General features: G+C 71.9%; 14 protein-coding genes and 1 riboswitch. Of the genes, 10 read left to right on the plus strand and 4 right to left on the minus strand.

Annotation, left to right across the window (positions count from 1 at the left end; genetic code table 11):
• Window positions 1-117 precede the first annotated feature (117 nt).
• Genes IEZ13_RS01590 through cobF form a run of 6 tightly spaced genes read left to right on the plus strand, consistent with a single transcriptional unit; the run spans window position 118 to window position 5,934 of the window.
• Window positions 118-1,098: an ABC transporter permease gene (locus tag IEZ13_RS01590; protein ID WP_183215882.1), complete on the plus strand. Its 981-nt coding sequence runs from the start codon at window positions 118-120 to the stop codon at window positions 1,096-1,098.
• Between the two features lie 55 nt (window positions 1,099-1,153).
• On the plus strand, window positions 1,154-2,242 hold the full coding sequence (locus IEZ13_RS01595) for an ABC transporter ATP-binding protein (RefSeq protein WP_183215884.1): 1,089 nt from the start codon (window positions 1,154-1,156) through the stop codon (window positions 2,240-2,242).
• An 11-nt stretch (window positions 2,243-2,253) separates the two neighbouring features.
• On the plus strand, window positions 2,254-3,309 hold the full coding sequence (locus tag IEZ13_RS01600; RefSeq protein WP_183215886.1) for an ABC transporter ATP-binding protein: 1,056 nt from the start codon (window positions 2,254-2,256) through the stop codon (window positions 3,307-3,309).
• A 13-nt stretch (window positions 3,310-3,322) separates the two neighbouring features.
• Complete coding sequence (locus IEZ13_RS01605) at window positions 3,323-3,964, plus strand: carbohydrate-binding protein (protein ID WP_183215888.1); 642 nt, start codon at window positions 3,323-3,325, stop codon at window positions 3,962-3,964.
• A 26-nt stretch (window positions 3,965-3,990) separates the two neighbouring features.
• Window positions 3,991-5,163 carry a DNA polymerase IV gene (gene dinB / locus IEZ13_RS01610; RefSeq protein ID WP_183215890.1) on the plus strand — a complete coding sequence of 391 codons (1,173 nt, stop codon included), beginning with the start codon at window positions 3,991-3,993 and terminating at the stop codon, window positions 5,161-5,163.
• 15 nt (window positions 5,164-5,178) lie between these two features.
• Entirely contained in the window at window positions 5,179-5,934 is a 756-nt protein-coding gene (gene cobF, locus IEZ13_RS01615; RefSeq protein WP_183215892.1) for a precorrin-6A synthase (deacetylating), read from the plus strand.
• Window positions 5,935-5,968: 34 nt separating this feature from the next.
• On the opposite strand, the gene IEZ13_RS01620 is transcribed toward cobF, so the two are convergent.
• On the minus strand, window positions 5,969-6,502 hold the full coding sequence (locus IEZ13_RS01620) for a GNAT family N-acetyltransferase (protein ID WP_183215894.1): 534 nt from the start codon (window positions 6,500-6,502) through the stop codon (window positions 5,969-5,971).
• A 45-nt stretch (window positions 6,503-6,547) separates the two neighbouring features.
• Window positions 6,548-10,219, minus strand: a complete 3,672-nt coding sequence (gene cobN, locus IEZ13_RS01625; protein WP_183215896.1) for a cobaltochelatase subunit CobN — start codon at window positions 10,217-10,219, stop codon at window positions 6,548-6,550.
• Window positions 10,220-10,254: 35 nt separating this feature from the next.
• Window positions 10,255-10,382, minus strand: a riboswitch (cobalamin riboswitch).
• 104 nt (window positions 10,383-10,486) lie between these two features.
• Here cobN and IEZ13_RS01630 point away from each other — a divergent pair.
• The 4 genes from IEZ13_RS01630 to IEZ13_RS01645 all read left to right on the plus strand — a co-directional run bounded on the left by IEZ13_RS01630 (window position 10,487) and on the right by IEZ13_RS01645 (window position 16,256).
• Entirely contained in the window at window positions 10,487-11,965 is a 1,479-nt protein-coding gene (locus tag IEZ13_RS01630; protein WP_183215898.1) for a precorrin-3B synthase, read from the plus strand.
• 1 nt (window position 11,966) lies between these two features.
• A complete protein-coding gene (locus IEZ13_RS01635; RefSeq protein WP_183215900.1) occupies window positions 11,967-12,584 on the plus strand; it encodes a precorrin-8X methylmutase in 618 nt (205 codons plus the stop codon).
• A 136-nt stretch (window positions 12,585-12,720) separates the two neighbouring features.
• Window positions 12,721-14,376, plus strand: coding sequence for a precorrin-2 C(20)-methyltransferase (locus tag IEZ13_RS01640; RefSeq protein WP_183215902.1), 1,656 nt, complete (start codon window positions 12,721-12,723; stop codon window positions 14,374-14,376).
• 209 nt (window positions 14,377-14,585) lie between these two features.
• Window positions 14,586-16,256, plus strand: a complete 1,671-nt coding sequence (locus IEZ13_RS01645) for a glycoside hydrolase 5 family protein (RefSeq protein ID WP_183215905.1) — start codon at window positions 14,586-14,588, stop codon at window positions 16,254-16,256.
• Here the strand turns inward: IEZ13_RS01645 and IEZ13_RS01650 are convergent.
• Window positions 16,196-17,410, minus strand: a complete 1,215-nt coding sequence (locus IEZ13_RS01650) for a glycosyltransferase (RefSeq protein ID WP_229794402.1) — start codon at window positions 17,408-17,410, stop codon at window positions 16,196-16,198. The two genes, IEZ13_RS01645 and IEZ13_RS01650, sit on opposite strands and share 61 nt — an antisense overlap.
• Entirely contained in the window at window positions 17,382-18,626 is a 1,245-nt protein-coding gene (locus tag IEZ13_RS01655; RefSeq protein ID WP_183215907.1) for a glycosyltransferase family 4 protein, read from the minus strand. Before IEZ13_RS01655 ends, IEZ13_RS01650 begins: the two co-directional genes overlap by 29 nt.
• Window positions 18,627-18,653 lie beyond the last annotated feature (27 nt).

Below are 18,653 nucleotides of genomic sequence, written 5' to 3' on the forward strand. Positions count from 1 at the left end.
CCCGGTCCCCCACATGGGCCGGGCCACCGTAGTGGCTCACCAACGTTCTTTCCCCGCCGCCGGCGACCCCGCGCGGCGCCCCTGAACCCGCGTCTGTGTCATCCGGAGGAACCCGCGGTGCTGTTCTACATCCTGCGTCGGCTGGCGAGCGCGATCTCGGTCGTGATCGTCACCCTGATCGCCAGTTTCGCGCTCTTCTTCCTGGCGCCGACCGACCCGGCGGGCGTGATCTGTGGTAACCGCTGTACTCCGGAACGCATCGAGGCGATCAACGACAGCCTCGGCCTGGACGAGCCGGCGATCACCCAGATCGGCCTCTACATGAAGGGCATCGTCGTCGGCCGCACCTACACCACCGCCGGTGGTGTGGTGACCGAGTGCCCGGCGCCCTGCCTCGGCTACTCCTACACGCTCGGCCAGCCGGTCACCAAGATGCTGGCGGACGCGCTGCCGGTGACCCTGTCGATCGTGCTCGGTGGCGCGGTCGTGTACTTCGGTGTCGGCGTGCTCACCGGGACCCTCGCCGCGAAGAACCGCGGCTCGACGATGGACAAGGTCGCCGTCGGCACCAGCCTGCTCGTCAACTCGGTGCCGTACTTCGTGGTCGCCCTGCTCGTCGCCCTGTACGCGACCGTGTTCCCACCGGCGCAGTACACCCCGCTCCTGACCAATCCCTGGGCGTGGGCGAGCGGCCTGCTCGCCGCCTGGATGACCCTGGGCCTGACGAACGCCGCCTCCTACACCCGCTACTCGCGAGCCTCGATGATCGAGACGCTCGGCCAGGACTACATCCGCACCGCGCGGTCCAAGGGCATCAGCGAGCGGCGGGTCGTCTACCGGCACGGCGTCCGGGCCGGTCTCACCCCGGTGGTCACCATCCTGGGTCTGGACGTGGCGTTCCAGCTCACCAACGCGATCTTCACCGAGAGCATCTTCGGTCTTCCCGGTCTGGGCCTGCTCAGCATCCGGGCCTTCTACCAGTACGACCTTCCGGTGCTGATGGGAACCGTGCTCCTCGGCTCGGTGGTGCTGGTGCTGATGAACCTCGTCGTCGACATCGTCTACACCTTCCTCGACCCGCGGGTCCGGCTCGGATGATCCCGGCCGGCCACCCCTACCCCACCACGGCTCGCAGCACAAAGGCGGCATTGGCATGAGCGACCAGACGGTCCGGGCCCCGCAGACGGTGGCCCGGACACCCCGGGCCCGTTCGGCGGACGAGCAGGCCTACCTCGAGGTCTCCGACCTCCACGTGCACTTCCCCACCCAGGACGGCGTCGTGAAGGCGGTGCAGGGCCTGAGCTACTCCCTGCCGCTGGGCCGCACGCTGGCGATCGTCGGCGAATCCGGCTCGGGCAAGAGTGTCTCGAGCATGGCGGTGATGGGGCTGCACGACCGCAAGTCGACCAAGATCACCGGGTCGATCAAGGTCGGCGGCAAGGAGATCGTCGGCATGTCGGAGCGGGCGATGATGTCGTTCCGTGGCGCCGACGCCGCGATGATCTTCCAGGACCCGCAGTCCTCGCTGCACCCGTACTTCACCATCGGCGACCAGATCATGGAGTCGTACCGGTCGCACAACCGGACCTCCAAGAAGGCCGCCAAGGAGCGGGCCATCGAGATGCTCGACCGGGTCGGCATCCCGAACCCGAAGCGCCGGGTGGACCAGTACCCGCACGAGTTCTCCGGCGGCATGCGGCAGCGCGCCATGATCGCCATGGCGCTGGTCAACGACCCGAAGCTGCTGATCGCCGACGAGCCGACCACGGCCCTCGACGTGACCGTGCAGGCGCAGATCCTGGACCTGATCGCCGACCTCCAGCGGGACTTCGGCTCGGCGGTCGTCTTCATCACCCACGACCTCGGCGTGGTGGCCGAGATCGCCGACGACATCCTGGTGATGTACGCCGGCAACGCGGTCGAGCACGGCCCGGTCGACAAGATCCTCGGTTCGCCGCTGCACCCGTACACCTGGGGTCTTCTGGAAAGCATCCCGGCGGTCTCCGGCACGCCGGGCCCGCTGCACCCGATCCCCGGCTCGCCGCCCAGCCTGCTCGCCATGCCGAGCGGCTGCTCCTTCAACCCGCGGTGCGAGTTCCGCGAGCGGGTGAAGGACGACCTGTGCCGGACGCTGCGGCCGGATCTGATCGCGCGCACCGCCGACACCGGCCGTGCCTCCCGTTGCCACCTCCACGACCCCGACCGGGTGTTCGAGGCCGAAGTCCTGCCCCGGCTGCCGTAAGGAACACGACGATGACCGACGCCACCGCTGCCAAATCGGGCGTTCGCAAGGTCGAGGGCGCACCGCTGCTCGAACTCGACGACGTCAAGATGCACTTCCGGATCAAGGGTGATGGCATCCTCGCCCTGGGCAACAAATGGGTCCAGGCCGTCGACGGGGTCAGCCTGACCCTCCAGCCCGGCGAGACGCTGGGCCTGGTCGGCGAGTCCGGCTGTGGCAAATCCACCACGGCCCGCCTGATCACCCGGCTGCTCGAGCCCACCGGCGGGCAGATCAGGTTCCAGGGCGTGGACATCGCCCACATGAACGAGCGCCAGCTGCGGCCGTACCGCCGCGAGATCCAGCTGATCTTCCAGGACCCGTACTCGTCGCTGAACCCGCGGCACACCGTCGGCACCATCGTCGGCACCGCGCTGCGCACCCACGACATGGTGCCGAAGAGCGGCGAGCTCAAGCGGGTCCAGGAGCTCCTGGAGATGGTCGGCCTGAACCCGGAGCACTACAACCGCTACCCGCACGAGTTCTCCGGCGGCCAGCGGCAGCGCATCGGCATCGCCCGCGCGCTGGCGGCCCGGCCCAAGGTGATCGTGGCCGACGAGCCGGTCTCCGCCCTGGACGTGTCCATCCAGGCGCAGGTCATGAACCTGCTGGAGAACCTGCGCAAGGAGCTGGGCATCGCCTTCGTCTTCATCGCGCACGACCTCGGCGTGGTGCGGCACTTCTGCGACCGGGTCGCGGTCATGTACCTGGGCCGGGTGGTCGAGGAGGGTCCGCGCGACGAGCTGTACGAGAAGCCGAACCACCCGTACACCCAGGCGCTGCTCTCCGCCGTGCCGGACATCGGGGTGGTCCGCGGCGTCCCGCCGAAGAACCGGATCCGTCTGGTGGGTGACGTGCCCAGCCCGGTCGACCCGCCGTCCGGCTGCCGCTTCCGCACCCGCTGCTGGAAGGCCGAGGAGATCTGCGCCACGCAGGACCCGGCGCTGCTGGAGCACACGGAGAAGCTGCACACCGCGTGCCACTTCGCCGCGCCTCCGACCGAGTCGATCGTGGCCGAGACGGTCTGACTACCCTGGCCGAGTGGAAAATCGATCCCCGACCGTCTATCGCACCAGGTCGTGGCAGAACCGCCGCCGAGCGCTCCTCGCGCTCGGCGGCGCCGTTCTGGTCCTGGTGGGCTATCTGCTCGGGCGCTGGCAGGACACGCCGGCCGACCCGATGATCACCGGGCAGACCGCCGTCACCCCGGGCGCCGCCAGCGCGTCGGCCGCGCCACCGGCGCCCCCGTCGACCACCCCCACCTCCGCCGAGGCGACCCCGGTGAAGTACCCGGTGCTCCAAGCCGAGGCGGCGACCGAGCTGGCCGGCGTCGAGACCCAGCCCACCGAGGACGAGGGTGGCGGGGACAACGTCGGCTGGATCAACCGAGACGACCACCTGCGGTTCGACAACTTCGACTTCGGGGCGGTGCCGGCGACGTCGGCCCGGATCCGGGTGTCGTCCGGCGCGGGGATCACCGGGCGGGTGCAGATCCGGCTGGACAGCCGGACCAACGACCCGGTGGGTGAGCTGTCGGTCGGCAACACCGGCGGCTGGCAGAAATGGCGTACCGACACCGCGGTGCTCAAGCCGGTGACCGGGACGCACACCGTCTTCGTGACGTTCACCTCGAACGAGGGCGCCGAGTTCGTGAATCTGAATTGGCTGCAGTTCGACCACTGATCGAACGTCTGTACTAATGTGGCGGCGTGATCCTGCACGCCGATCTGGACTCGTTCTACGCGTCGGTCGAGCAGCGCGACGATCCCGCGCTGCGCGGCCGGCCCGTCCTCGTCGGTGGCGGTGTGGTGCTCGCCGCGTCGTACGAGGCGAAGGCCCATGGCGTCCGGACCCCGATGAGTCTCGGCCGGGCCCGGGCGCTCTGCCCGTGGGCCGTCGTCGTCCCACCGCGGATGAGCGCCTACTCGGCGGCCAGCAGGGCGGTGTTCGAGGTCTTCCGGGACACCACCCCGATCGTCGAGCCGATCTCCATCGACGAGGCCTTCCTCGACGTCGACGGCCTCCGCCGGATCCGCGGCACGGCGGAGGAGATCGCCCGGCAGCTGCGGGCCGACGTGCGCGCCCGCACCGGGCTGCCGATCACCGTGGGCGTGGCGCGCACCAAGTTCCTGGCCAAGGTGGCCAGCGGCGTGGGCAAGCCGGACGGGTTGCTGGTCGTGCCGCCCGGCGGGGAGCTGGCATTCCTGCATCCGCTGCCGGTGGAGAAGCTGTGGGGCGTCGGCCCGGTCACCGCGGCCAGGCTGCGCGAGCGGCAGATCCACACGGTGGGCCACGTCGCCCGGATCGGCGAGGCCGCCCTCGTCGCCATGCTCGGCGGCGGCGCGGGCCGCCACCTGCACGCGCTCGCCCACAACCGCGATCCGCGCGGGGTCGAGACGGGGCGGCGGCGCGGCTCCATCGGGGCGCAGTCCGCGCTCTCCCGGTCGCTGTCGTACACCGAGGTCGAGGCCACGCTGGGGGCGCTGGTCGACCGGGTCACCCACCGGATGCGGCGGGCGCACCGCGCCGGGCGCACGATCACGCTGCGGCTGAGGTTCGGCGACTTCACCCGGGCCACCCGGTCCCGCAGCCTGCTCAAGGCCACCATGCGCACCGGCGAGATCCTGCGGGTCGCCGGGGAGCTTCTGCACGAGGCGGCGCCGCTGATCGCCGAGCGCGGCCTGACCCTGGTCGGGGTCGCGGTGAGCAACCTTGACTCCGAGGGCGCCGTGCAGCTGGAGCTGCCGTTCGAGGCGCCGCGCGACGACGGTCTGGACGCCGCGGTGGACCGGGTGCGCGACCGGTTCGGCTCGGCCGCCCTGCAACGGGCCGCGATGGTGGGCCGGGAGCTGCACCCGTCCGTCCCCCTGCTTTCCGACTGAGGCAGACTGCATGGCGTGCGGAAGATCTGTGTAGTCGGAATCGGCGCTGGCGACCCGGACCATCTGACCCTCCAGGCGGCGAAGGCCATCGGCCGTACCCATGTGTTCTTCCTGCTCGACAAGGGTGAGGCCAAGGCGAGCCTGATCGAACTGCGGGAAGGCCTGATCCGGCACTACGGGCACCCGCACAAGCGGATCGTGGAGGGCCGCGACCCGGACCGCGATCGCACCCCGGCCGACTACACCGGCACGGTCGCGGACTGGCGGCACCGCCGCTCGCTGGTCCTCGAGGAGCTGATCACCGAGCATCTCAAGGACGACGAGATCGGCTCGATCCTGGTCTGGGGCGACCCCTCGCTGTACGACTCGACCATCGCCATCCTGGAGGAGATCCTCCAGCGCGGGGCGGTCGAGTTCGAGTACGAGGTGATCCCCGGCATCAGCAGCGTCTCGGCCCTGGCCGCCAAGCACCGGATCGGCCTGAACCGGGTGGGCCGCCCGGTGCAGATCACCACCGGCCGGCGGCTCGCCGAGGGCTGGCCGGAGGGCGTCGACGACGTGGTCGTGATGCTCGACGCCCAGCAGGCGTTCACCGCGCACCCGGACGCCGACATCTACTGGGGCGCCTACGTCAGCACCGCGGACGAGCTGCTCGATGCCGGCCGGGTGTCCGAGGTGGCGGAGCGGATCGTCGAGACCCGCACCGAGGCCCGCGAGCGCCACGGCTGGATCATGGACACCTATCTGCTCCGCCGCCCGGAGGTGGAGTAGGACCCCGGCTGGTTCTCAGCCAGCTGAAGTTGATCTACAGGTCGTTGAAGGGCGCGGCGTAGGTGAAGACGCCGCGCACCGCCGGATCGTGGGCGGTCAGCGGGCGGACCTGGAAGTGCGGCGCCCACTCCGCCACCGGTGGCTCGATGCCGTGGTCGGCGGCCGGCCGGAACCCGAACCGGGAGTAGTAGGCCGGGTCGCCGAGCAGCACCACCAGCGGCTCGTCGAGGGCCTCGGCGGCGCCCAGCACCGCGTGCATCAGCGCCGAACCGACGCCGCTCCGCTGATGGTCCGGGTGCACGCTGACCGGCCCCAGCCCGAGGGCGGGCGCATCGCCGACGTGGCCGCGGGTGCACACCACGTGCCCCACCACGGCGCCGTCCACGACCGCCACCAGCGACAGCGCCGGCAGCCAGCCCTCGTCGGCGCGCAGCTTGCCGACCAGCGGCGCCTCGTCGGGCTCCACCCCGTCGGGCAGCGGCTCCCGGAAGTGCGGCGCGGCGAAGGCGGCGGCCGTCACCGCCCGGATCGCGTCGACATCGGCCGGGGTCTCGCGTCTGACGATCATCCCCTCAGCCTTCCGTCCGGCCCGGCACGCTGCAAGCCGTTTTACCTAGGCCGGGCCGTCCTCCAGCTCGCCCTCGGTCTCCAGGTAGAGCTCACGCAGCGCGGCCAGCGTCTCCGGCTCGGGTGACTCCCACAGGCGCCGGTCGGCGGCCTCCAGCAGCCGCTCGGTGATGCCGTGCAGCGCCCACGGGTTCGACCGGCGCATGAACTTCTGATTCTCGTCGTCGAGCGCGTAGGACGCGGCGAGCTGCTCATACATCCAGTCGGTCACCACGCCGGCGGTCGCGTCGTACCCGAAAAGGTAGTCCACGGTCGCCGCCAGCTCGAAGGCGCCCTTGTAGCCGTGCCGCCGCATCGCGGCGATCCAGCGCGGGTTCACCACGCGGGCCCGGAAGATCCGCGCGGTCTCCTCGGTCAGGCTGCGGGTCCGTGCCTGGTCCGGGTTGGTGGAGTCGCCGATGTACGCCGCCGGCGCGCGACCGGTGAGCGCCCGCACCGTGGCGATCATGCCGCCGTGGTACTGGAAGTAGTCGTCGGAGTCGGCGATGTCGTGCTCACGGGTGTCGATATTCTTGGCGGCCACGTCGATCCGGCGGTACGCGTTCTCCATGTCCCCACGAGCCGGCACCCCGTCCAGGTCCCGCCCGTACGCGAAGCCGCCCCACACCGCGTACACCTCGGCCAGATCGGCGTCGTCCCGCCAGTTCCGGCTGTCGATGAGCGGCAGGATGCCCGCGCCGTACGCCCCCGGCCGCGACCCGAAGATCCGCATGGTGGCCCGCCGCCAGTCGCCGTGCTCGCCCTGGTCGCGCAGGGCGTGCTCGCGGACGAAGTTGTCCGGCTCGTCCAGCCCGGCGATCAGGGTGAACGCGTCGTCGAGAAGCGCCACCACATGCGGGAACGCGTCACGGAAGAAGCCCGAGACGCGGACCGTCACGTCGATGCGGGGACGGCCCAACTCCTCGGCCGGGATCGGCTCCAGGCCGGTGACCCGCCGGGACGCCGGATCCCAGACCGGGCGGACGCCGATCAGCGCGAGGATCTCGGCGATGTCGTCGCCGGCGGTCCGCATGGCGCTGGTGCCCCAGGCGGAGAGCCCGACCGAGCGGGGCCACTCGCCGTGGTCGGCGCGGTAGCGGGTCAGCAGCGAGTCGGCCATCGCCTGCCCGGTCTCCCAGGCGAGCCGGCTCGGGATGGCCTTCGGGTCGACGGAGTAGAAGTTGCGGCCGGTCGGCAGCACGTTGATCAGGCCGCGCAGCGGGGAGCCGCTGGGGCCGGCCGGGACGTAACCGCCGTCGAGCGCGTGCAGCACGTTCGTCAGCTCATCGGTGGTGCGGGCGAGCCGCGGCACGACCTCGGTGGCCGCGAACTCCAGCACGCGCACCACATCCGGCAAAACCGACAAATCCGAAATATCTGGTACGGCGGGGAGCGTCGCCGAAAGCCCGACGGAAGCCGGGGCGGCGAGGGCCGGGGCGGAAGCCGGGGCGACGGAGGCGGCTCCCGGGGCGGAAGCAGCCTCGGAACCGCTGGAGGCGACCAGGTCGGCCGGGATCGTCGTCGGCCAGCCGCGCTCCTCCATGGCCGTGACCAGTGCCCGCGCCTGCGCCTCGATCGCGTCGGTCTCCGCGGTGGACGCGTCCTCCGCGAGGCCCAGCGCCTCCCGCAGACCCGGCAGCGCCGCCACCTGACCGGCCCACATCTGCCGCGCCCGCAGCATGGCGAGCACCAGGTTGATCCGCGCCTCCCCGGCCGGCGCCACCCCCAGCACGTGCAGCCCGTCGCGGATCTGCACGTCCTTGACCTCACACAGCCATCCGTCGATGTGCATGATGAAGTCGTCGAACTCCTCGTCCTCCGGCCGGTGCCGCTGGCCGAGGTCGTGGTCCATCTTGGCGGCCTGGATCAGGGTCCAGATCTGCGCCCGGATCGCCGGGAGCTTGGCCGGGTCGAGGGCGGCGATGGTCGCGTGCTCGTCGAGCAGCTGCTCCAGGCGGGCGATGTCCCCGTAGGACTCGGCGCGGGCCATCGGCGGAATCAGGTGGTCGACCAGCGTGGCGTGAGCCCGGCGCTTGGCCTGCGTACCCTCGCCGGGGTCGTTGACCAGGAACGGGTAGATCAGCGGCAGGTCGCCGAGAGCCGCGTCGGTGCCGTCCGACGCGGACATGCCGACGTTCTTGCCGGGCAGCCACTCCAGGTTGCCGTGCTTGCCGACGTGCACCACCGCGTGCGCGCCGAACTCGTCGGCCACCCACCGGTAGGCCGCCAGGTAGTGATGGCTCGGAGGCAGGTCCGGGTCGTGGTAGATGGCGACCGGGTTGGCCCCGAACCCGCGCGGAGGCTGGACCATCACCACGATGTTCTCGTCGCGGAGCGCGGCCAGCACGATGTCGCCGTCGTCCACATACAGCTCACCGGGCGCCTGACCCCAATGCTGCTCGACACGCTCCCGGAAGTCCTCGGGGAGCTGGTCGAACCAGGCCTGGTAGCGAGATGCCGGAATCCGCACCGGATTTCCGGACAACTGCTCGTCGGTCAGCCAGTCCGGATCCTGCCCACCGGCCGCGATCAACGTGTGGATGAGCCCGTCGCCGTCGTAGGACCCGAAGTCACCGATCCGGTAACCCCGGTCGGCGAGAGCCGCCAGCAGGGCGACCGTCGAGGCCGGCGTGTCCAGGCCGACCGCGTTGCCGATCCGGGAATGCTTGGTCGGATAGGCCGACAGCATCAGCACGATCCTGCGGTCGGCGGGCGGGACGTGCCTCAGCCGGGCGTGCGCCACCGCGATCCCGGCCACCCGCGACGCCCGCTCCTCGTCGGCCGCGTAGACCGACAGCCCGTCCTCGTCGATCTCCTTGAACGAGAACGGCACCGTGATGATCCGGCCGTCGAACTCCGGGATCGCCACCTGCGTCGCCGCGTCCAGCGGGGTCAGGCCGTCGTCGCCGGCCTCCCAAGCGGCCCGCGAGCTGGTCAGGCACAGCCCCTGGAGGATCGGCACGTCCAGGTCGGCGAGCACCCCGACATCCCACGCCTCGTCGTCGCCGCCCGCGCTCGCGGTCGCCGGGCGGGTGCCGCCGGCCGCCAGCACGGTCACCACCAGCGCGTCCGCCTTGCGCAGCTCGGCCAGCAGCTCCGGCGGGGCGGTCCGCAGCGAGGCCGTGAAGATCGGCATGGCCCGCGCGCCCTTGGCCTCGATCGCCCGGCAGAGCGTCTCGACGAACGCCGTGTTGCCGGCCATGTGGTGCGCACGGTAATAGAGCACCGCCACGGTCGCCTCGCCGGTGGACTCCGCGCGCGGCAGGAAGCCCCACTGCGGGCTCTCCACGGCCGGCGCGAACCCGTTGCCGGTCAGCAGCACCGTGTCGGAGAGGAAGTCGTGCAGCGAGACCAGATTGTCCGCGCCGCCGTGCGCCAGATAGGCGTGCGCCTCGGCGGCCACCCCGGCGGGCACCGTGGACAGCTTCATCAACTCGGCGTCCGGCGCCTGCTCGCCACCCAGGACCACGACCGGCACGTCGCCCGCGAGCAGTGTGTCCAGCCCCTCCTCCCAGGCCCGGCGGCCGCCCAGGATGCGCACCACGACGAGGTCGGCCCCGTCGAGCAGGGCGGGCAGATCGGCGACCGAGGTGCGGGCCGGGTTGGCCGGGCGCCAGGCCGAACCACTGGCCCGGGCGCTGAGCAGGTCGGTGTCGGACGTCGACAGCAGCAGAAACACGCGCGCGCTCCCCTCGGGGTCCGCGCCCCGGGTAGTCGGATGTCACGGCGACCGGAGTTCCTGGCTCCCAGGGCTCGAACTCCCTGGTGACAGTGGCGGGACCGCGCCGGAGTCACACCGGCTTCCTCCGCGGCGTCGCCGCTCGTGAGCCATAACTTTTCCGAACCCCGGTGTCCCACGTCAAGGCCGAACGGCCGCTGTGACGCTGCCGACCCACCGAGAGGCGAAGGTGAATTCCTGTCGGCGGTCGGCCGTAGTATCCGGGCCATGTCTCCCGTCCGGACTTCCGACACCGACGCCTGTCCCGGCGCGCTGCGGCTGCACGCCGCCGCCGACGGGTTGCTGGCCCGGGTGCGGCTGCCCGGCGGGCTGCTGACCGGCGCCCGGTTGCGCACCCTGCGCGAGCTGGCCGAGGAGTTCGGCGACGGCGCCCTGGAGCTGACCTCGCGGGCCAATCTCCAGCTCAGAGGTTTGTCGGCCATCGATGCCCCGGCCTTGGCGACCCGCTTGCGCGCCGCCGGTCTGCTGCCCTCACAGACCCACGACAATGTTCGGAACATCGCGTCGCCGCCGCTCCCGGGATCGACGATCCGCGCTCTGATACCGGCCTTGGATCGCGCCATCCTGGACGATCCCGTCCTGGCCGGCCTCCCCGGCAAGTTCCTGTTCGCGCTCGGCCACGTCCCCCTGTCCCCCGACGTCGCCGCCGTCCCGGTCCCCACCGGCCCCACACCACCGGCGCCCACCATCCACGCAGGATTCGCCGGGTCGGGGGATCGGGGGCGCACGAGTGGCGGGCTGTTCGCGATCCGCTTCGCCGGGCACGACACCGGGCTCCGGGTGGAGGGCGACCGGGTGGTGCCGGCGCTGATCGCGGCGGCGCACGCGTTCCTCGCCGAGCGGGAGGAGCAGCGGGGTGACGGCCCGGCCGCGTGGCGGTTGCGGGAGCTGACCGACGGCCCGGCCCGCGTGTCGGCCCGGGTGGCCGGCGCACTCCGGTTGACGCCCGTCGCCCTCGCGGCGGCGGTGCCGGTCGAGGCCACCGACGCCACCGATCTGGTCGGCGTGGTGGCTCAGGAAGACGGGCTGGCCGCGGTGGGGGCGCTGGTGCCGTTGGGGCGCCTGACCGGCGTACCCCTCAGGGTTCTGGAGGAGGCCGATCAGCTGGTGGTGACCCCCTGGCGCGGGGTGATCGTGGCCGACCTGCCGCCGTCGGCGGCGCCGGGGTGGGCGGGCCGTCTGGCCGCGGCCGGGCTCGCGGTGGCCGCGGATTCGCCCTGGTCCGGGGTGACCGCCTGCGCCGGGCGGCCAGGGTGCGCGAAGTCGCTGGCCGACGTGCGCGCCGACGCCACCGCCACGGCCCGTTTCGTCGACGGCCTGCCGGTCCACTGGGTGGGTTGCGCCCGTGCGTGCGGCAGCCCGTCCGGTCCGCACGTCCGCGTCGAGGCCACCGCTGACGGCTACCTGGTCGCCCGCACGGACGGTGACCGATCCGGCCCAGCCCACCCACCGGGGACGACCAACGCGGAGAGCGACCGAAACGGCCCCACCCGGCCACCGGGAACGACCGGCTCGGAGAGCAGCCGATCCGGACTCGTCGGCCCACCGGGGATGTCCGGCGCGGAGGGTGACGGATCTGGACTGGTCGGCCCATCGACTGCCGGGGCGGGATCGCCGAGGATCAGCGGAGTCGGCACGGCCGTGACCGGGTTGGGGGAGATCGTGGCTGTGGCTAGGAGGCCCTGATATGGAGTATGTGCGCGACGGCGCGGAGATCTACCGGCGCTCGTTCGCCACGATCCGGGCCGAGGCGGACCTCTCGGGGCTGCCGGAGGACGTGTCGCGGGTGGTGGTCCGGATGATCCACGCCTGCGGGATGGTGGATCTGGTGGAGGATGTCCGGTTCAGTCCGGGTGTGGTCACCGCGGCGCGGAAGGCGCTGCTCGACGGCGCGCCGATCCTCTGTGACGCGGAGATGGTGGCGTCCGGGGTGACCCGGTCGCGGCTGCCGGCGGCCAACGAGGTGATCTGCACGCTGCGGGACCCGGCGGTGCCGGGGCTGGCCGCGGCGATCGGCAACACCCGCAGCGCGGCCGCTCTCGACCTGTGGGGTGACCGGCTGGGCGGTGCCGTGGTGGCGGTCGGCAACGCGCCGACCGCGCTGTTCCGGCTGCTGGAGATGATCGCGGCGGGCGCGCCCCGGCCGGCCGCGGTGCTCGGCATCCCGGTCGGTTTCATCGGTGCGGCCGAGTCCAAGGAGGCTCTCGCCGAGTCCGGCCTGGAGTACCTGATCGTGCGTGGCCGCCGGGGCGGCAGCGCCATCACCGCCGCCGCGGTGAACGCCCTCGCCTCCGAAGCGGAATGAGCCCCCGAAACGGAATCAGCCCCCGAAACGGAATCAGCCCCCGAAACGGAATCAGCCCTCGAAACGGAATGAGGCGTCCGATGCGGCCGGAAGCCCTCTAAGCGGAATGAAGCGGAATAGGTCGGGAACGGAAGAGATGACGAACCAGCCAGTAGGGAAGACCGGCCGCCTCTACGGGGTCGGGCTGGGCCCCGGCGACCCGGAGCTGGTCACCGTGAAGGCGGCCCGGCTGATCGCCGCGGCGGACGTGGTGGCCTATCACGCGGCCCGGCACGGGCGCAGCAACGCGCGCGCCATCGCGGCCGGCTACCTGCGGGAGGGCCAGATCGAGGAAGCCCTCATCTACCCGGTGACCACCGGGACGACCGACCATCCGGGCGGCTACCAGGGCGCCATCGACGACTTCTACGCCGAGTCGGCGGCCCGGCTCGCCGCGCACCTGGACGCCGGCCGGGACGTGGTGGTGCTGGCCGAGGGCGACCCGTTCTTCTACGGCTCCTACATGCACATGCACAAGCGCCTGGCCGGCCGGTACGACACCACCGTCGTCCCCGGTGTCACGTCGGTCAGCGCCGCGTCGGCGGTGCTCGGCCGGCCGCTGATGGAGCGCGACGAGGTGCTCACCGTGCTGCCCGGCACGCTGGAGCCGAAGGATCTGGCGGAGCGCCTGGCCGCCACCGACTCGGCGGCCGTGATGAAGCTGGGCCGCACCTTCGAGGGTGTCCGGGAGGCGCTCACCGAGGCGGGCCGGCTCGACGACGCCTGGTATGTGGAGCGCGCCACCACCGGCCGGGAGCGTTCCGGCCCGTTGCGGGACGTCGACCCGGCCACCGTGCCGTACTTCTCGCTGGCCCTGTTGCCGAGCCCGGCCGCGACCGCGTTCGGGTCCGGCGCCGCGGCACCGGCCGGGTTCGCCGAGGCCCCGGCGGACACGACGTTCAACGGCACGGCCGCGGCGACGGCCGAGCCGGACGGCGGACTGGTCAGCCTGGAGGACGCGAACGCCGCCGCGCTGACGAGGTTCGCGAGCGGCGACGACCGCGGCACCGGCGGGGTGACGGTGGTCGGGCTGGGGCCGGGCGCCCGGCACTGGCTGACCCCGGAGGCGCAGGAGGCGCTGGCCGCCGCCGACGACCTGGTCGGCTACGGCCCCTATGTCGACCGGGTGCCGCCGAACCCTCGGCAGCGCCGGCACTCCTCCGACAACCGGGTCGAGGCGGAGCGCGCCGCGTTCGCACTGGACCTGGCGAAGGGTGGGCGCCGGGTGGCGGTGGTGTCGTCCGGTGACCCGGGGGTCTTCGCGATGGCCGCGGCCGTCCTGGAGGTGGCCGAGGACCCGCAGTGGCAGGACGTGCCGATCCGGATCATCCCGGGTCTGACCGCCGCGCAGGCGGTGGCGAGCCGGGCCGGGGCGCCGCTCGGGCACGATTTCTGCATCCTGTCGCTGTCGGACCGGCTCAAGCCGTGGTCGGTGATCGAGTCCCGGCTGGAGGCGGCGGCCGCCGCCGACCTGGTGATCGCCGTCTACAACCCGGCCTCGAAGAGCCGCCGGGCACAGCTGGTCCGGGCGCTGGAGCTGTTGCGTGGTCACCGCCGCCCGGGGACGCCGGTCGTGGTGGGCCGGGATGTGGGCGGGCCGGCCGAGTCGGTGCGGATCACCACCCTGGCCGCGCTCGATCCGGCCACCGTCGACATGCGCTGCCTGCTGATCATCGGCTCGTCGCAGACCCGTGCGGTCACCCGGGGCGACGGCACCACGGCCGTCTTCACGCCGAGGCACTATCCGGCCTGAGGCCGGTTGCAGATCGGGCGGCAGCACCCGTTCTGCAACGCGCCCCGGACGGCGGCCGTCGGCATGCGCCGCCGTGATGAGGGGTGGGTGAGGGTCCGCTACCGGGCTGCAACCACGTTGCAGCAGCGCAGTTCTCCGTACGACATGTGGAAGACCGAATAAGAGGGGGCGCGGTAAGGAAATCCACGAGATAAGGGGCTGACCACTCAGTGAGTACTGCTCGCAAGTTCGCTGCGATCCTGCTTTCCTCGCTGGTGCTTGTCCTCGCCCTGCCGACCTCCGGGGCCTTCGCGGCGCCACGTCCCTCGTCCAAGGTTTCCGCGTCGTCAAAGGCCACCGCGAAGAAGACCACCGCCAAGAAGACCAAGAAGGCCACCAAGAAGAAGGCCACCAAGAAGAAGGCCAGCGCCAAGAAGGCCAAGAAGGTCACCGCCAAGAAGGTCACCGCCAAGAAGGTCGCCCCCAAGGCGTCGGTGCAGCCGAAGGCGCCGGTCAAGTCGGCCGCCGTGCAGTCGGCCGCCCGGAAGACCCGGCTCGCCGCGGCGCTCTCCGCCAAGACCATCAACTACTACCCGTCGAACGCCGGCTGGTCGGCGATGTGGACCGGCTTCGACGCCGCCCGCATCGACGCCGACATGGCGAAGGCCGCCGAGCTCGGCGCCGACAACGTCCGGGTGATCATCTTCCCGCAGTCCTTCGGCTTCCCCCAGCCCAAGGCCGAGTACTCCGAACGGCTCCGCAAGTTCGTCAGCAGCGCCGACGCGCACGGCCTGACCGTCAAGTTCACCCTGTTCGACTGGTGGGCCGGCTACCAGGACGCGGCCGGCAGCGCCGCCTGGGCCAAGGCTGTGCTGGCGCCGTACGCGAACGACCCCCGGGTGCTCTCCGTCGAGCTGAAGAACGAGTTCGATGCCACCGACACGGCGGCCGTGGCCTGGGTGCGCAAGTTGATCCCGGCGGTTCGCACCGCCGTACCGAACATGCCGTTGACCCTGTCGGTGGACGGTGGCGCGGGCGCGGCCGGCCTGGCCCGGATCAAGGCGTCGCTGACGTCGGCCCCGCTGGACTTCTACGACTACCACTTCTACGGCAACTCGGAGCGTGCCCACGCGGAGATCCGGCGCGCCCAGGCCGCGGTCAGCCCGTCGCCGCTGGTGATCGGCGAGACCGGGCTGAGCACGGCCGCCAACAGTGAGGGCGGGCAGGCCGCGTTCCTGGCCCGGGTGTTCGAGGCGGCCCGGGCGGCAGGGGTGAAGTCGGTGGCGCCGTGGACGCTGTACGACTTCAGCACGGGCGCGATCCCGTCCAACTCGCAGGTCTCCCGGATTCCGGCGCAGTACAAGTTCGGCCTGTACCGCGCGAACGGGACGGCCAAGCCCGCGGCCGCGGTGGTGCGCGCCGCCTGGGCCGGGCAGAAGCTGGACAACAAGATCCTGGACCTCGGTTTCGAGTCGGTCGAGCCCGCCTCGCCGTGGCGGCCGTTCCTGTCCGAGGTCGGCACCGCCGTGCGGGCGAAGGGCGCGGGCCGGACCGGTTCCTTCTCGGCCCGGTTCCAGCAGACCGGCCGGAACGGCACCAACGTCCCGTCGATCCGCATCTCCCCGATCGCCCCGGTGACGGCCGGCGGCAAGTGGCACGCCGAGGCGTGGGCCCGCGGCGTCGACGTGACCGGCACCAACGAGATCGCGCTGAGCTGGTTCGACATCAACGACCGCTGGCTGGGCCAGACCAGCTCGAAGCAGGTCGCGAAGGGCACCAGCGGCTGGACCAAGCTGACCGTCGACGCGGTCGCCCCGGCCGGTGCGACGAGCGTCCAGCTTCACCTCAAGTCGGGTGACAACCGCGGCACGGTCTGGTTCGACGACGTCTCGTTCTCCTGACCGGCACCGATCCGGGACAACAGGCGGGCGTACGCGTCGACCGTGCGCCCCCAGGAGGACGGATCGGTGTGCCGCCGCCCGGCCAGCCCGGCGGCCCGGACGATCGCCTGCCGCAGCTCGTCCGGGTCGGCGGCCGGCACCAGGACCGCGCCGCTGTACGCCTCGGCCGCCTCGACCAGCCCGCCGACCGCGGTCACCACCACCGGCAGGCCGTGGCTCATCGCGATGTGCAGCGGCCCGCTGGCCGAGCTGCGCCGGTACGGCAGCACCACCACGTCGGCGTTCGCGAAGTACTCGTCGACCTCGGCGTCGGCCACGTACCGGTTGACGAACGAGATCCGGTCCCGCACCGGCGAGGTGGCGATCATCTCGCCGGGCCGGGTCCAGCCCTCCCACGTCTCCCCCACCACGGTCAGGTGGTACCGCGGGCCCAGCGACGCGAACGCCTCGATCAGATCCTCGAGACCCTTGTACGGCCGGATCGTCCCGAAGAACAGCAGGCGGTAGACGTCGTCGCCGGGTTCGCGTACCGGCCGGTCCGGCACGTGGTGGTCGAACGGACCGTGCAGCGCCACCTCGCACGGCACCCCGTCCAGCCGGTACGCCTCGTCGAGCGCCGCCTCGTCGTACCGGGAGTGGACGACCACCCCGTCGGTGCGGCTCAGCATCGGGCGGATGCAGCGGCGCACGTACCGGGCCGCCCACCGGTGCCGGGCCTCCCCGGTGTCCTGCACCTCGTGGAACTCCACGATCACCCGGATGCCGAGGGCCCGGGCCGCCAGGGTGAGTGCCAGGTAGGAGTGCAGGACCGTACCGGTCCACCACTGGAGCACCAGCACGTCCGGGCGGAACCGGCGCAGGAACGCCAATGCCCGGAACAGGCTCGGGACGGCGTACCAGTCGATGCCGTCGAAGACCCGTACGTCCTCGGAATAGCGCAGGTCGGCGAGAGAGTGACCGACGCGCTCACGCCCGGGGTAGAGCCGGGCCGGCAGCAGCCGGCGCATCAGGATCGTGCCGACCTCGTAGCGTTCCGCCAGCGCGTTGCTGAGCCGGCAGGTGTAGTAGCTGATCCCGGAGAGGAACCGCCAGCCCGAGCCGACCACCAGGATGCGGTCCGGACGGTCAGCGGGGGTGGGCCGCGATGCAGGCACGGTAGACCTCCTCGATCTTCGGTACGACGCGGGCCGCGGTGAACTCGAGGCCACGCTGCTTACCGGCGGCCCGCATCCGGGCGGCCAGGTCACGGTCGGTGAGCACGCGCCGCAGCGCGGTGTGCAGGGCGCCCGGGTCGCCGGGCGGGACGAGCAGGCCGCTCACGCCGTCCTCGACCACGTCGAGCAGGCCGCCCGCGGCGGACGCGACGAGCGGGACTCCGGCCAGCATCGCCTCGACCGCCACCTGGCCCATCCCCTCCATCAACGACGGAACCACCCCGGCGGCGGCGCCCCGCCAGGCGGCCATCACGCTGGGATGCGGCACATCGGTACGCAGGTGGACGCCGTCCGGGACGGGCGGGGTGTCGTCACGCTGAGTACCGAGGCAGACCAGCTCGGGCGGCTCGTCCGGGCCCTGCCAGTCGGCGCAGAGTTTCTGGTACGCGTCGAACAGCACGTCGATGCCCTTGTGCGGGCCGAGCTGGCCGACGAACAGCAGGTAGGGCCGGTCCGGCAGCCACTCCGGCCGCGGGGTGTCCCGGGCCAGCGCGTCCAGGCCGTCCGGGACCAGGCTGGAGATCACCTGTACCGGCAGGTCGCCGGGCAGCCGGGCCAGGTTCAGCGCCGACGCCACCGACGACGAGATCGCGGTGAGGACGTCGATGCCCCGGTGCCGCTGGGCTCGCAGACCGGCGGTGAGCAGGGCGGACCTCGGTGTGCCGTACTGCTCCGAGGCACACCGCACACACCGGCCCAGGGCCGGCCCGTCGCAGCGGCGGCCCTCCCGCGCGAACGTCTTGCGCACACACGTCAGCCCGAAGTCGTGGGCGGTGTGCACGTGCGGCAGCCCGTTCGGCCCGGAGCGCAGCGGCAGGTAGCTGTACATCAGCCAGTCGTGGCTGTGCACCAGGTCGAACTCGTTCGCACGCAGCACCCGCGCGATCTCCGCGGTGGTCAGCGGGTCGGCGACGGTCGGATGGAACGGTTTCCGCGGATCCCGGTTCATCCCGGGCAGCAGGGTGTTGGCGACGCTGCGGACGCGGATCACGCGTACCCCGTTGATCATCTCGTCGTGCGGCGCCCGCGGCGTCGCCAGCGTGAGCACGGTGATCTCGTGCCCGCGGCGCACCATCTCCTCGCCGCTGGTGGCGATGCTGCGTTCCAGGCCGCCGATCACCGGCGCATAGAGATTGGACAGGTGCAGGATCTTCATCGGTTTTCTCCGGGTCGGTGGCTCGCC

Source organism: Actinoplanes campanulatus (assembly GCF_014647795.1).
In the GTDB taxonomy this organism is placed as follows: domain Bacteria; phylum Actinomycetota; class Actinomycetes; order Mycobacteriales; family Micromonosporaceae; genus Actinoplanes; species Actinoplanes campanulatus.